This is a genomic window from Paenibacillus sp. KS-LC4 (assembly GCF_036894955.1).
Lineage (GTDB): Bacteria > Bacillota > Bacilli > Paenibacillales > Paenibacillaceae > Pristimantibacillus.
This window is the reverse complement of the sequence record NZ_CP145905.1, coordinates 5956262-5971043: the sequence shown is the minus strand read 5'-3', so window position 1 is coordinate 5971043 and position 14782 is coordinate 5956262. Positions and strand designations below refer to the sequence as shown.

Here is a 14782-nt window from a genome sequence, read left to right as displayed (position 1 = left end):
AACAGGTGAATATCATGAGCTTGCAACTGTCTAATGTCAATAAAGTAATGAATGACAAAACGATCGTGTCCGATTTGTCTTTAACGGTTCCTAAAGGGAAAATATTCGGGTTTCTTGGGCCGAATGGTGCCGGGAAGACGACAACCTTGCATATGGCAGCGGGGCTAATGAAGCCAACGTCGGGAGAAATATTAATTAATGGAATTTCTATACATGAAGATTGGAAAAAAGCAAAGAGTCAAGTTTCCATAATTGCGGATTACCCGTTATTGTATGATGAATTGAGCGGAATGGAATATATTCAATTTTCAATGGAATTATTCGAGTTAAAAATGACAGATAGTCAGCTAGCAGCGGAAATTGAGAGATTTCGGTTTTCCTCAGAAATTTCCAAGCGAATCAAACACTATTCGCTTGGAAATAGGAAGAAGCTAGCGTTGCTTGTCGCATTATTGAAGCAACCCAAAATATTATTATTGGACGAGTATATATCGGGGTTAGATCCGCATAATTCAATATTGGCTCGTGAAATATTTATGGATTACGCTGCTAAAGGAGGAGCTATTTTGCTATCCACGCATCAACTTGAGATTGCCGAGAAATTTTGTGACGAAGTAATCTTAATTAAAGAGGGGCGTTTATTAGATAAAAGCAGCTTATCCGAGGTGTTGGAACAAAGTAATTCCTTGGAGCAATACTATGTCTCTCAAATCAAGACATAAAGGAGAATTCATATGAGTAAAGCAAAATCGAAAAATACAAAAATACTGATATATATTATGATCTTATTGCTCGGCTTACCGCCTCTGGGGCTGCAAATTTATCAAGGCCATTGGTTATATGCATTATTTTTGATTGTCTGTATCGTAGTATTGATGGTGTTGTCCGGCAGGACGTTTAAAAACAAATAAGGAGCAGACAGCTAATAGCTATGAAGGGAGGTGAGAAATATGTTGGAATTGTTGGTTGCTAACCTGGCTGCTTATGCAGGTATATCTACTGCATGGGCTACAGTTATCGTTACCGCGATAAATGCTGGAGCCACTGTTGTCGCACTAGTTTCGATTTTTGCTTCTGCTGGAATCAGCGCAGGCCTTATTGTTGCTATTAGAACAGCGACGTTGAAAATGACCACTAAAGCTGCAGTTGCATGGTAATTAGGGTTACCATGCGCGGCTAACAATCTTTTTGGAGTTGGGGTAAGATAAATGATTTTTTAATTTATCTTACCCCATATTTTTTAGTATGTAAAGTATGGTGAAATGACTTGAAAATAGAAAATGTGAAATTTCAATATTTTTTTTGGGGTGCTTTTTTCTTTTTTTTAATGGGAGCAGTGAGCGGGATCATCGTTGTATATTCTATGTCCGATCAAGACTGGTTAGAATCATCTGAAATTTTAGTGAACCATAAAGCAGGATTCGAAGCTTCTCTTGGCATCTTCATACGCAATATCGGTGTTGCTGCGATTCTGGCATCCGGTTTATTTTTATTTGGATTGCCCACTCTGATTGTTTTATTTATTAATGGACTTTGGATAGGGACTGTTATTGCGAGCAGACTAGCAGAAGGAGTTTCTTTAGCAACCCTTCTCTTAAAGCTGCTGCCGCATGGTGTGCTTGAGCTGCCAGCATTATTACTTGCAGGTGCTATTGGTTTAAAAGGGTTTGTTTTTTATTTTCAATCTAAAAAAGATTGGCGTTTTTACTATAGGATGACGAGATGGATCATATTGTTGCTAGTAGTAGCTGCATTAATAGAGGGCTTCGTGACCTCGGTAGTATAGGTAAAAGTTGAAAGAAAGCATGAATTAGGAGTGAGTATGGTGAGCGCTAATCCAGCTTCGATTACACCAGTAAACGCAACAAAAAAACAAAGCTTATTTGATTTAATTAAAGTTATATATTCCCCCGCTGAAGTATTAGGTGCAATACAGCCTACCTATCGCATGAAAGGCATTATCTTTGTTTTTTTTATTTTGTATTATGCCTTCAATTATTTTGTGTCCAATAAGCTCCTCATGACGGAGGAAGTACAGAAAACGCTTGGCGAAAGCGGCTTGGAAATGCCAGCCTCTGTCATGCAATTGATGCAAATCATTACAACCTTTTTCTCAACCATTATTGCATTTGTGATTCTGTTGGTCACCTTTGTTTTATTGCGTATTAGCGGGAAGCTATTTAAATTATCATTTACGAAGAAGCAGCTATTTTTGGTTTTATTATATGCACAAGTGCCTATTTTAATTGGCAAGGGATTGAAATTGGCATTTGTGAATTGGACAGATTTAAGTCTGTCTACTCCTGTTTCTACGGGTACGATTACCAATTTAGGATTACTTGCAAATCAGATTACTACCAACGGATTTCTAATCAATTTGTTATCGAGCATAGATTTATTAGAGCTGTGGAGCTATATCCTAATAGGGCTAGGAATTTCATTTATTGGTCATACGACGATAAAAAAAGGGATGTTATCATCTTTTTCAATATGGGGAGTGTTATTTGTTATTAATGTTATTGTTGTGTTGATTTAGAGGAGGGGACTTGCTACGGTATTATGAAACGAAACAGGATGATGTTAGTCGCAAGCGTTATTATAGTAGGAATAATTATAGGGAATATATTTTTACTTAATAGAACGGGAACTTCCCATTCTGAAATTATCCATGTTGATACTGCAAAGGCGGCAACACAAACCATATCAGAGACATTGATTGCATCTGGTCTTGTTATTGCTAATGAAAAGGCTGAAATTTACAAGGATGAAACAATGGGGAAAATTAAAAAATGGCATGTTCATGAAGGCGCTCAGGTTGAGAAGGGGGATCTTTTATTTGAATATGCGAATGATGAATGGCTCCTAAACATGGAGCAGCTTGAGAATCTTCAAAACAGCCTACAGCTTACTCTGCAAGGGAAGCAAGAAAATTTTGATGAAATAGAAAACGAATTTAGGAAGGATTTAGAACAAGGAATTGATGTGGAAACAGCTAAAAAAAATGCTGAAAAAAAGATATCCGCACGCAAGCGTGAAATCAGATTTACAGAGCTGGAAATAGAGAGCAACACAATGAAATTGGCAGCATTGAAAAAAAATGAAGCTGATTTTAAGGTTGTAAGCCCAGTTGCAGGGACGGTTAAAATAAATAGTCCAAGCAATATACTTGAATATCAATCAGAGGGGCCGCTTTTGCGGATTCTAACTTCTAAAACGCCGGTCATAAAAGGGACATTAACTGAATTTGATGCAACTAGCGTGAAAGCTGGTCAATTGGTTAAAATTCATGCTAAAGCAATGCCAGAAGAAGAGTGGGCAGGGGTTGTTGAAGCTCTCAGCTATACTCCGATTCAAGCTGGTAATGGTCAAGTAAGCGCGGTGACCTCTTATCCTTTTCTGGTCTCAATTAAAGAGCATGACAAGAGCCTGCCAGAGGGCTTTCATGTATCTTTAGAAATTGAGTTGAATGCGAAACAAAATGTTGTTGTTGTACCTTTTGATGCCGTACTTATGGAGAATGATAAGGAATACGTGTATGTTGTCGAACAGGGCACAATTCGTAAACGGGAAGTTGAGATTGGCCTAATAGATGATAACTGGGAAGAGGTTGTATCTGGCATTCGAGCAGGAGAAGTAATTGCCAGGAACCCTCAGGTGGCTTGGGTTGAAGGAATGGAAGTGAAGCTTAATGTTATCCCTTAACAATGTCCATAAATCGTATTTGTTAAGTTCGAACGAAGTTCCGGTGCTAAAGGATATTAATTTATCCATTGAATCAGGAGAATTTGTAGCAATCATGGGAGCCTCAGGATCTGGAAAATCAACATTAATGCACTTATGCGGGCTTTTGGATTTGAAGCTAATGTCAGGGGACTATCATTTTTTTGGCTATCATGTATTTTCTCTTAGTGATAATGAATTAGCGCGGTTGCGAAATCAGTACATTGGTTTTGTGTTTCAACAATTCCATCTGCTTTCTAAGCTAAGTGCGATTCGTAACGCTGAGCTGCCATTGGTATATTCAGGAGTCAGCAAGCGTGTGCGGCAAGAAAAAGCACGGGCGGCTCTACATAAAGTAGGTTTAGGAAATCGGGAGAATTATTATCCTAATCAGTTATCAGGTGGACAGAAGCAAAGAGTAGCAATCGCAAGGGCGATTATCAACGACCCAAAGATTATTTTTGCCGATGAGCCGACAGGAGCATTGGATTCAAAAACGAGTGAGCAAATTATGGAGCTGTTTGCGATGTTAAATAAAGAGGGAAGAACGATAGTAATGGTGACTCATGATAATAATGTAGCAGCATATGCGAATAGAAGGATTGTATTAAAGGATGGGGAAATTATTAATGATAGCAGAGTGAAATCATGCTGATAAGGGAAAGCATACTGATGGCTTTCTCTGCCCTATATGCACACAAGTCGAGATCTGTGCTGACCATGCTTGGCATTATTATTGGTGTAGCTTCTGTTATCGCTATTGTTGCCATTGGTGAGGGAGGAAGTGCATCCCTTAAAACTTTTTTTGTAGGAAGCGGAAACCATACATTTGAAGTCGTATATCAAAGCGTAGATGAGGAAGGGAATGTTCTCTCTGATGATCCTAGTGTACCGGCTTTTGAAGAAAATGCCCTGCTAGCTTTAGAGAAAATACCCGAAATCGAGCAGGTTATCGCTAATAATAGGACTACTTCTACTTTGAATTATCGGGATAAGACATTAATGGTTCAGTTAAATGGTACAACTGAATTTTATTTTAGTATACATAATGCAGAGCTATTGTCAGGTCGGAATATTGCAGCCAGAGAGTTTGAGAAGGCCCGCAAGGTAGCACTTATTAGTGAGGATGCGCTGAAACGCTTAGATCCGAATCATTCTATGCTTGGCAAAATTATAGAACTGGAAGGCACGGCGTTCAAAGTGATTGGCACGTTTAAGGAACGAAAAAGTATTTTTAATGCTGGAGCGTATCAGATCCTGATTCCTAATGCCGTTTGGCCATCTTTATTTGGTGAAAGCAAAATAGATTCATTGACCATTCAGGCTCAAAGCGCAGAGGTTTTGCAATTAGCAGGCGAAGCCTCAATAGAAGTGCTGAACGCTCTAAATCAGGAGAAGAATGGTCGTGGGGAATATATTGTTTTAGACATGCAGCAAATTCAGGATTCAGTCGCATCCATTACGAGAATTATGACAGCGATTATAGGTTCGGTAGCTAGTATTTCCTTGTTTGTCGGTGGAGTTGGCGTAATGAATATTATGCTCGTTTCCGTGACAGAACGAACACGGGAAATTGGAATACGTAAAGCGCTTGGAGCTACAAGGGGCAACATTCTGACGCAATTCTTAATAGAATCGGCGGTATTGACTACCGCTGGTGGAATTGTAGGGATTGGATTGGGAGTTGGCGCAGCGAAGTTAATTTCGCTAGTTACGCAATTACCATTATTAGTCCCAATGTATGTTATTGTGGGCGGCGTTCTATTCTCCATGTTGATTGGAATCATTTTTGGAATGCTTCCAGCTAATAAGGCATCAAAATGGGAGCCTATGGACTCTTTATTGTTTGAATCCTGAAGTAATATTTTTTAATCTATAACGAAGGCGGTACGTTGAAAAAATTTCTAAGCCCATGCGATTGCGCACGGGCTTATTTGATTTAGTGTTGTACTTTTTTATAAAATCAACGCCTTGACACATTTGGGAGGCGTTTGATATAGTTCTACTAGTGAACTATTTCATCATGGAACCTTTTAAAGAGAGTATAAATGGAAGGAGAAATCGGGATGTTAGATCAAAAACTGATGCTGGAAATTATTGCGCGATATGAAACGACATACTTAGCCATCAATCGTCAGATAGGCAGCTTGTTCCGAGCATCAATGCCTGATGGGCTTACGGTAGAGCAATATTCGGTGCTTCGTTATTTGCGTAAGCAGGGAAAGACAAATTCCTCCGAGCTTGCGGATACATTTTGTGTAGGACGAAGCTCCATTACGGCACTAACGACACGTTTATTCGATAAACAGCTCATTGAACGGGAGCAGGATCCGAAGGACAGGCGTGTTACTTATTTGAAGCTTTTGCCGGCGGGCGAGCAGCTTACCGATCAGTCTGAATTGAAAATTCAAGAAATGCTGGCATTGTATATTCAGCATTTTGATGAGCAGGAAGCTCTGCAGTTTATAACTACCTATGAGAAGCTGGCTAAAGTTATGTCTGGCACGCAGGGGATAGAAGGAGGAGAAATACAGCAATGAAGACGGTATTAAAGCTAAGATGGGTACTTATACTTGCATGGCTGCTTGTTACAGTCGGTTTAATGATGAGCGCGCCGAATATGGAAGGGCTGGTTCGTGAAAAAGGGCAGGTGTCTGTTCCGCAAGGGTACTCCTCCACGATTGCCGAGAAAATGATTGAGGAGATTGGCGGCAAGGATGCGGGGAATGGCTCTTCCACCGTGCTTGTGTTCCATAATCCTGAAGGCTTATCCGATGCGGACTTGGCAGCCGCCAAGCAAGGTGTGGAGAAGCTGAAGGCAGGGAAGGAACAGTATCATATTACCTCGATTACGACGCATTTTGATACGGAAGAGCTTAAAAAGCAAATGCTGTCCGAGGATGGCAAGACGCTGCTTGTGCTTGTGAAGGTAGACACCTCCAGCGGTGATCTGTCTGGAATACGAGAAGGGCTGTACAGCGCCGTTTCGGATGTTCCAATGGCGCACTACTATACGGGCGGCTGGATTATCGGTGACGATGTTGCGACAAGCGCACAAGAGGGCTTAAAGAAGACAGAGTTCATAACCGTGGGCTTTATTTTAATTATATTATTTCTGGTGTTCCGTTCGGCCGTAGCGCCGATTGTGCCGTTGCTGACAGTGGGCTTTACTTATTTGCTATCCCAATCCATTGTCGCGTTTCTTGTGGAATATTTTGATTTCCCACTCTCGAACTTTACGCAAATTTTCCTGGTTGCTGTTTTATTCGGGATTGGTACGGATTATTGCATTTTGCTGATCAGCCGTTTTAAGGAAGAGCTGGGACATCGGGGAGGAGATATTCAGGAGTCCATTTTGGCAACCTACAAAACAGCGGGCAAGACGGTCTTGTTTTCGGGTCTCGCCGTATTTGTTGGATTTGCATCTATCGGTTTTTCGACGTTCGTCCTGTATCGCTCGGCGGTTGCGGTAGCGATCGGCATCGCGATTTTGCTCATTGCCTTGTTTACAATTGTGCCATTCTTCATGTCGGTGTTAGGCGCCAAGCTGTTCTGGCCGTCGAAGGGCTCGCTTGAGCATAAGGAGAGCGGACTATGGGGGGCTGTTGGAAGCTTCTCGCTGCGCAAGCCGCTTTGGGCACTGGTTGTCGTTATGGTGCTGACGGTTCCTTTTTTAGTGGCGTACAAAGGCAATGTTTCCTTTAATTCGCTCGATGAAATTGGCGATAAATATGATTCGGTTAAAGCTTTTAACATCATTTCGGAAAGCTTCGGTCCTGGTGAATCGCTGCCGTCTACAGTAGTAGTCAAAACAGCTGTGCCGATGGATACAACGGATGGACTGGCGACCATTGAGCAAATTACTCGTGAGCTTTCGAAGGTTGAAGGTGTAGCGATTGTACGCAGTGCGACCCGCCCAACAGGAGATGAGGTCGACGACTTATTAGTATCGGATCAAGTGGGAACGCTGAAGGATGGTCTTGACAAAGGTGAGGAAGGTCTTGGGAAAATAAGCAGCGGCCTAGCCGAAGCGAGCACCAAGCTGAGTGAAAATGAACCAAAGCTTAATGAAGCGGTGGAAGGAGCGGGTAAGCTCGCTGCGGGAACGAAGGATTTGAAAAGCGGCATTGTGCAGCTTGGGGATGGCTTGAAACGCATTCAGCAAGGGCTAAATGATGGCTCCGCTGGAGCGGGTGAGCTTGCTGAAGGATTGAAGCAAGCGAAAACAAGCGCCGATCAATTGGCAGCGGCCAGCAAAGAGCTATTGACGAATTATGAGAAGATGGAAGCAGGAGTGGGGCAATTATCGCAAGCCTACGGTGGAATCGCCGCTGGACAGCAGCAATTGGCAGGCGGACTTGCGAATCTTCACAAAGGCATCAGCGGCTTAGGCGAGAAGTACCCTGAGCTGGCAGGCGATGCCGATTATGCGCAGGTATTGGGCGCTGCATCCCAAATGGAGCAGACAGCGACTATGCTCAGCGAGCAGCTGACGCAAATCAATGGACAGCTAGGCGGTATTAATGAAGGGCTGAAGCAGGCGAATGCGGGACTTTCGCAAGCATCGGCTGGCCAAGGCGAGCTTGCGAAAGGTTTGGAGAAGCTGGCACAGGGCATTTCCCAGCTTCAGCAGGGCATCGCGCAGGCTGCGGCTGGCCAAGGCCAAATTGTAACGAAGGTTCCTGACATAGCGAAGGGGGCTGATCAACTGGCAAGCGGTCAATCTGAGTTACAAGCTGGCTTTGCCGATTTGAACGGTCAGCTCAGTGAGCTGACGGATGGACTTGATCAAAGCGTGGATGGCATTACGCAGGTTAGCGACGGGCTTGGGTCAGCGAAAAGCTATTTGAGCGAGCTTGGCTCCTCGTCGAACAAACAAATGACAGGCTGGTTTATTCCAGAGGAAGCGATTGTGAAGCCCGAATTTCAGCAGGCTCTTGATGTGTATATGTCCGAGGATCGGATGAGCGCGAAATTCGATGTCATTTTCAGCGGCAACCCGTATGATATGGCGACTATGGCGAAAATCGACGATTTAAATGCCGCGGTTGGCCGTGCTCTTCAAGGTACAGCCTATGCGCAGGCTGATTATGCAGTGGGCGGAGTGACTAGCTCCAACCATGATTTGAATAATATTTCGAACGAGGACTACTCTCGTACGATGATGCTGATGCTGATTGGCATTACGATTATTCTAATCATCCTGTTCCGCTCCATTGTTATGCCGCTTTATTTGATGGCATCGCTTTTGTTGACCTTCTATACCTCTATGGCGATAACAGAAGTTATTTTCGTTCGCTTGCTTGGCAACTCGGGCATTAGCTGGGCGGTTCCGTTCTTCGGATTCGTTATGCTGGTCGCGCTGGGCATCGACTACAGTATTTTCCTCATGGATCGGTTCCGGGAATATCGCGATCTATCGCCAACACAGGCGATTTTGAAAGCGATGAAGAGCATGGGCGGCGTCATTATGTCGGCTGCCATTATTCTTGGCGGTACTTTTGCAGCGATGCTGCCTTCTGGGGTTATGTCCCTGCTGCAAATCGCGACACTCGTATTGTGCGGATTGTTCATGTACGCGCTCATTATGCTGCCGCTGTTCATTCCAGTCATGGTGCGCATGTTCGGGAAAGCAAACTATTGGCCGTTTATGAATGAGAGCGAGCACGAGGTTCGCTACGCTGCATCCAAGGATATTTCTCATCATTCCTAATAGGAAGCTATCATTAAAGCAACTGTAAAGCGATTTGTGTAAAAATAAAATGGCTGTGAAGAAACCCTCTTATCCATTCGATAAGAGGGCTTTTTGCGATTGTGCGGATGTGGCGGAGCGCGCCAAGGTTCAGAATGCGTTCAGAGAAAATTGGTATAATCAGGGTGAATAGAATTATAGATGGATGAGCAAAGGAGAGGAACACGTGAGAAGGAAAGGATTAACAGGCTTTTTAGCGGGCATAATTGCAATTCATTTTATATTCGGAAGCTTTATCGGGGCTGGAACAGCACAAGCAGCCACCTTGCCCGGTCCGACACTTAACAATATAGCGGGGCATGATTTCAGTTACGGGGCATACGTCGGGGCTCCTTATTACATTGGGTTTCAGACTGGAGGCACGGCGGAGTATCACGCTTTTGTACGATTTAACAAAACGGCGAACGCTCCTGCCGGTTACAAGGTCTACTTGCGCATTCAGGTGGCCCAAAACGAAGGAGCAGGTCCGGAAGAGGTGGCTGTCCGAGGAAATCCGATTGCCAAAGTATGGGCCTACAAGTCGACGACTCTTCCAACCAGCGTGGATATGGCGCATACAGGCTGGCCTCGCATGAGTGATGTTCTTAATACGCCAAGCAAGTATGAGCTATTAGATAGCGTGACGAGTGGAATTGCCGCCGGACAGCTGCTTTCCTTCGATGTCACAGATTATTTTAATAACGCTTCGAATGGGGCAATTACCTTCTTTCTGACAGGTACAGAAAGCTTGAATGGAACCGATGTGGAGAGGTTCCGATTTAATGCGGATCCATATATTGAATATGAACAAACCGTTGTGAATCAGGCACCGACCGTAGCAGACTACACGGAATCGGTAGATGAGGATGAATTCGTCACTGGCAGCATTGTTGGCGCCGACAACGATGGCGATACGCTGACGTATTCGGTGTCGCAGCAGGCCGCGCACGGAACGGCAACGGTCAATGCGGCGACCGGGGCATGGGAGTATGCTCCGAACGCGAACTATCATGGCCAAGATGTATTCAAGGTTTTGGTTAGCGATGGCAAGGGGGGGACTGCGACCAGCACGGTCACGATTACCGTCAACCCGGTGAATGATCCACCTGTTACGAGCAACGACACGGCGACAACGAATAAAAATGAGAATGCGACAGGTCAAGTGACGGCAACGGATGTGGAAGGGGATACGTTGACGTATTCGGTGTCGCAGCAGGCCGTCCATGGAACGGCAACGGTCAATTCTTCGACCGGGGCGTGGGAATATGCTCCGAATACTAATTACCACGGCCAGGATGTCTTCAAGATCGAGGTTAGCGACGGCAACGGAGGCACAGCAACGAGTACAATAAGTGTAACGATTGTGAACGTAAATGCGGCACCGACAACGTCGGATGATACGGCAACGACTGACGAGGATACAAGTACGACAGGTCAGGTAACGGCAACAGATTCGGACGGCGACACGTTGACATATACGGTGTCGCAGCAGGCGGCGAACGGAACGGCAACGGTCGATTCGGCGACTGGTGAGTGGGAATATGCTCCGAATGCGGATTATTACGGACAGGACGTATTCAAGATTCAGGTGAGCGACGGAAATGGAGGTACGGCGACGAGCACCATTACCGTAACGGTGACGCCGGTGAATGATCCTCCTGTTACGAGCGACGATACCGCGACAACGAATAAAGATGAGAATACGACGGGTCAGGTAACGGCAACGGATGTGGAAGGGGATACGCTGACGTATTCGGTGTCGCAGCAGGCCGCCCATGGAACGGCAACGGTCAATTCTTCGACCGGGGCATGGGAATATGCTCCGAACGCTAATTACCACGGCCAGGATGTCTTCAAGATCGAGGTTAGCGACGGCAACGGAGGTACAGCAACGAGCACAATAAGCGTAACGATTGTGAACGTCAATGCAGCTCCGACAACATCGGATGATACGGCCACGACTGACGAGGATACAAGTACGACAGGTCAGGTAACGGCGACAGATGCGGATGGCGACACGTTGACGTATTCGGTGTCGCAGCAGGGTGCTCATGGAACGGCCACGGTCGATTCGGCGACCGGTGAATGGGAATATGCCCCGAATGCAGATTATAACGGCCAGGACGTCTTCAAGATTCAGATTAGCGACGGCAATGGAGGTACGGCGACAAGTACCATTACTGTAACGGTGACGCCGGTGAATGATCCGCCAACAGCTGCGGATGATTCCGTAACGACTGATGAGGACACAGCAGTTACTGGGCAAGTGTTGGCAAACGATGTGGATGGCGACACGTTGACGTATTCGGTGTCGCAGCAGGGTGCCCATGGAACGGCGACGGTTGATTCGTCGACCGGAGCGTGGGAATACACGCCAGACGCCAACTATTATGGTCAGGATGAATTTAAAGTTGAAGTGAGCGACGGTAACGGAGGCACGGTGGTCAGCACGATATCAGTCACCATCCATTCGGTAAATGATGCCCCTCTAATGACGGGCATAATCGCCACTCCATTTGAGCTATTGGATACGGAGACGGAGCAGCCCTTTACTGGTGTATCCATCGAGGATGCGGACCCTGGTCAGACGCTGACGGTCAGCATTTCACTCGATACTGCGGCAAAAGGCGAATTTACAGATGCGTCTCTTCAAGCATCCGGCTTCAGTCTGGTGGGCAGCCAATATGAGGCGAGCGGAACGGCTGATGATCTGACAACAGCCATTCGCCAATTGGTATTTGCGCCAGAGGCGAACCGGGTCGCTCCGGGAACGACGGAGACCGTTGTTTTAACGGTGACGGTAGATGACGGGATAGCTGCACCAGTAGTAGACAGCCAGACCTCCCTGATTGTGACGTCGGTGAATGATACCCCGACGGTGAGTACGATTTCCAATCAAAGCATAGGCAAAAATACAGCAACTGCCGCTCTAAGCTTTACGATTACTGATCCTGATGCAGAGCCTAGCGATTTTGCAGTAACGGCCGAATCGAGCAATACCGCTCTTGTTCCGCTCAGTGGAATTACACTAGCGGGCACCGGCAAACAGCGTACGGTTACAGTGGAGCCTGCTCAAGGAATGCAAGGCTCGGCTACCATTACAATCCATGTACTGGATAGCAGTCTGGCGGAAGGCACATCCAGCTTTACAGTGACTGTAGGGAACAGCAAGCCAGTGGCATCGGCAATTGCTCCACAGCAAATTGCTGAGGATGATGTATTGAGCTTGACGCTGTTGGGTACGGATGAGGATCTGGATACGCTGACCTTTCTGATCGACGCTCAGGCAGAACACGGCCAAGCGGTTATTGCTAACGGGAATCAGCTGACCTACACGCCGAATCCAGATTTTAATGGGGGTGATAGCTTCACCATAAAAGCGTTTGACGGGGTGGATGAATCCGATCCGATTACGGTCCAAGTGACGGTTGCGCCAGTGAATGACCGGCCGGTAGCGGAGAATGCGAGCTACGATGTAGAAAGTCTTACATCCTTGACTAAGAAGCTGCAAGCCACTGACGTGGACGGAGATGCAATGACCTTCCGTATACTCACAACTGGTACGAAGTCCTCCAGTGTAACGATTATTAACGGCGATGAGTTTGTATACGTGCCAAGTCCAGGTCAGCTAGGGGCAGACAGCTTTACCTATGTAGCCTCGGATGGGCAGGAGGATTCCGATCCGGCCGTTATTACTGTAAATATTACACCTTATGGGATTAGCGAATTAGGGGCGCTTTCGACCAGCACAGGAAGCTTGTCGCCTGCTTTCAGCAAGAATACGCTGAGCTACGAGCAAAGTGTAGCTTACTCAGTTGAGGCATCGACGATTACAGCTGAAGCCTTTGATCCGCTCGCAACGGTCACGATAAACGGCGAAGCGGCAGACAGCCCGGTTGCTGTACAACTAAACGTTGGGCTGAATGAAATATCGGTCACGGTTGCAGCGGCTGACATTTCCAAACCGAGCCGCACTTATTTGATAAAGGTGACCCGCGCGCAGCAGAGCTCAGGTGGCTCATCACCTTCTACAGGCACTACCGTCCAGACGGGGACAGGTGCAGCGGAGAGTGGGATTTCGGTATACGTAGACGGAGTGAAGCAGGAGCAGACGGCGACGGTGCAGACGTCCACCAACAATCAACTACGCTATGCGACAGTAACGCTCGACAATGACAAAATCATTCGAAAGCTGGAGTCCGAATCCAACCGTGAAGTAACGATTCCGTATACAGAAGCGACAGATAGCGTGAACAGCTTGCTGAATGGTCAATTGCTCAAGGTGATGACGGATAAAACGGCGACACTTGAAATTCAAACGGCTTCGGCCAGCTATGTATTCCCGGCATCGCTTATCCCTGTTGATGCGATTGCCACGGAGCTAGGGGCGAAAAGCAGCTTAAAGGATATTATTTTCAGTATTACGATAGCAAAATCGGCAAAAACGGAGTCCGATAAAGTAAACGCTGCGGCATCCAGCCAAGGTATGGAAATTGCAGCATCGCCGCTGGAATTCCATATTACAGCTTCATACGGCGGGAAGCAGACGAATGTCTCTACGTTCAACGGTTATGTGCAAATGATGATTCCAATGCCGGAGGACGCCAACGCGAATCGTATTACGACAGGGGTCGTGCTGCATACTGATGGACAGCTCTATCATGTGCCTACCAATATTACGATGATGAACGGAAAGTACTATGCAGTGATTAACAGCTTGACCAACAGCACCTATTCTGTCATTTGGCATCCACGGGAGATGCAGGATTTGGCGCAGCATTGGAGCCGCGATGAGGTGAATGACCTTGCTTCCCGTATGGTTGTACAAGGGACAAGCGAGACGGCCTTCTCCCCGGATGCTTCGATTACTCGCGCTGAGTTTGCGGCCATTATGGTGCGCGGTTTAGGCTTGCGTCCAGCGACAGGACAGGGGCAAAGCAAGTTTTCAGATGTACAGGCTGGAAGCTGGTATGCCGGTTATGCGGAAACAGCTGCGGCTTATGGTCTTATTACCGGGTATGCTGACGGAACATTCGGCGCCTTGAAGACAATTACCCGTGAGGAAGCCATTGCAATGATTGCAAGAGCTATCGCTTACACGAAGCTGAGCGCTTCGAGCTCGTTGGATAAGCTGTCCGCATTCACGGACCAGAATGAAATCAGCAGTTGGGCGAAAGACGCCATGGCTGCTGCGGTTGAACAGCAAATTGTGACGGGCAGCTCCGGGCAACTGCATCCACAGGATGACATTACCCGAGCAGAGGCTGCTGCTCTTATTCGCAGACTGCTGCTGAAGGCGGATTTGATCAACGGTTAGGTTGCTTAGCTGTC

At 46.3% G+C, this 14782-nt stretch carries 11 protein-coding genes; all 11 read left to right on the top strand.

The genetic code is table 11. The features are described 5' to 3' along the window. The first annotated feature begins 14 nt into the window (after nucleotides 1-14). Entirely contained in the window at nucleotides 15-722 is a 708-nt protein-coding gene (locus V5J77_RS25315; RefSeq protein ID WP_338553554.1) for an ABC transporter ATP-binding protein, read from the top strand. 12 nt (nucleotides 723-734) lie between these two features. Then, the gene (locus V5J77_RS25310; RefSeq protein WP_338553553.1) at nucleotides 735-911 is read left to right on the top strand and encodes a hypothetical protein; all 177 of its coding nucleotides are present in this window, start codon (nucleotides 735-737) and stop codon (nucleotides 909-911) included. Nucleotides 912-950: 39 nt separating this feature from the next. Then, nucleotides 951-1157: a hypothetical protein gene (locus tag V5J77_RS25305; protein ID WP_338553552.1), complete on the top strand. Its 207-nt coding sequence runs from the start codon at nucleotides 951-953 to the stop codon at nucleotides 1155-1157. A gap of 110 nt (nucleotides 1158-1267) precedes the next feature. After that, the gene (locus tag V5J77_RS25300) at nucleotides 1268-1786 is read left to right on the top strand and encodes a stage II sporulation protein M (RefSeq protein ID WP_338553551.1); all 519 of its coding nucleotides are present in this window, start codon (nucleotides 1268-1270) and stop codon (nucleotides 1784-1786) included. A 36-nt stretch (nucleotides 1787-1822) separates the two neighbouring features. Next, nucleotides 1823-2536 (top strand): hypothetical protein, encoded by a 714-nt coding sequence (locus tag V5J77_RS25295; RefSeq protein ID WP_338553550.1) that lies wholly within the window; start codon nucleotides 1823-1825, stop codon nucleotides 2534-2536. A 23-nt stretch (nucleotides 2537-2559) separates the two neighbouring features. Further along, on the top strand, nucleotides 2560-3702 hold the full coding sequence (locus tag V5J77_RS25290) for an efflux RND transporter periplasmic adaptor subunit (RefSeq protein ID WP_338553549.1): 1143 nt from the start codon (nucleotides 2560-2562) through the stop codon (nucleotides 3700-3702). Beyond that, entirely contained in the window at nucleotides 3689-4375 is a 687-nt protein-coding gene (locus V5J77_RS25285; RefSeq protein ID WP_338553548.1) for an ABC transporter ATP-binding protein, read from the top strand. Before V5J77_RS25290 ends, V5J77_RS25285 begins: the two co-directional genes overlap by 14 nt. Further along, nucleotides 4369-5577, top strand: a complete 1209-nt coding sequence (locus V5J77_RS25280) for an ABC transporter permease (protein ID WP_338553547.1) — start codon at nucleotides 4369-4371, stop codon at nucleotides 5575-5577. The genes V5J77_RS25285 and V5J77_RS25280 overlap by 7 nt, the downstream gene beginning before the upstream one ends. A gap of 209 nt (nucleotides 5578-5786) precedes the next feature. After that, the gene (locus V5J77_RS25275; RefSeq protein WP_338553546.1) at nucleotides 5787-6260 is read left to right on the top strand and encodes a MarR family transcriptional regulator; all 474 of its coding nucleotides are present in this window, start codon (nucleotides 5787-5789) and stop codon (nucleotides 6258-6260) included. After that, the gene (locus tag V5J77_RS25270; protein WP_338553545.1) at nucleotides 6257-9433 is read left to right on the top strand and encodes an MMPL family transporter; all 3177 of its coding nucleotides are present in this window, start codon (nucleotides 6257-6259) and stop codon (nucleotides 9431-9433) included. The genes V5J77_RS25275 and V5J77_RS25270 overlap by 4 nt, the downstream gene beginning before the upstream one ends. 205 nt (nucleotides 9434-9638) lie before the next feature. After that, nucleotides 9639-14768 carry an Ig-like domain-containing protein gene (locus V5J77_RS25265; RefSeq protein WP_338553544.1) on the top strand — a complete coding sequence of 1710 codons (5130 nt, stop codon included), beginning with the start codon at nucleotides 9639-9641 and terminating at the stop codon, nucleotides 14766-14768. Nucleotides 14769-14782 lie beyond the last annotated feature (14 nt).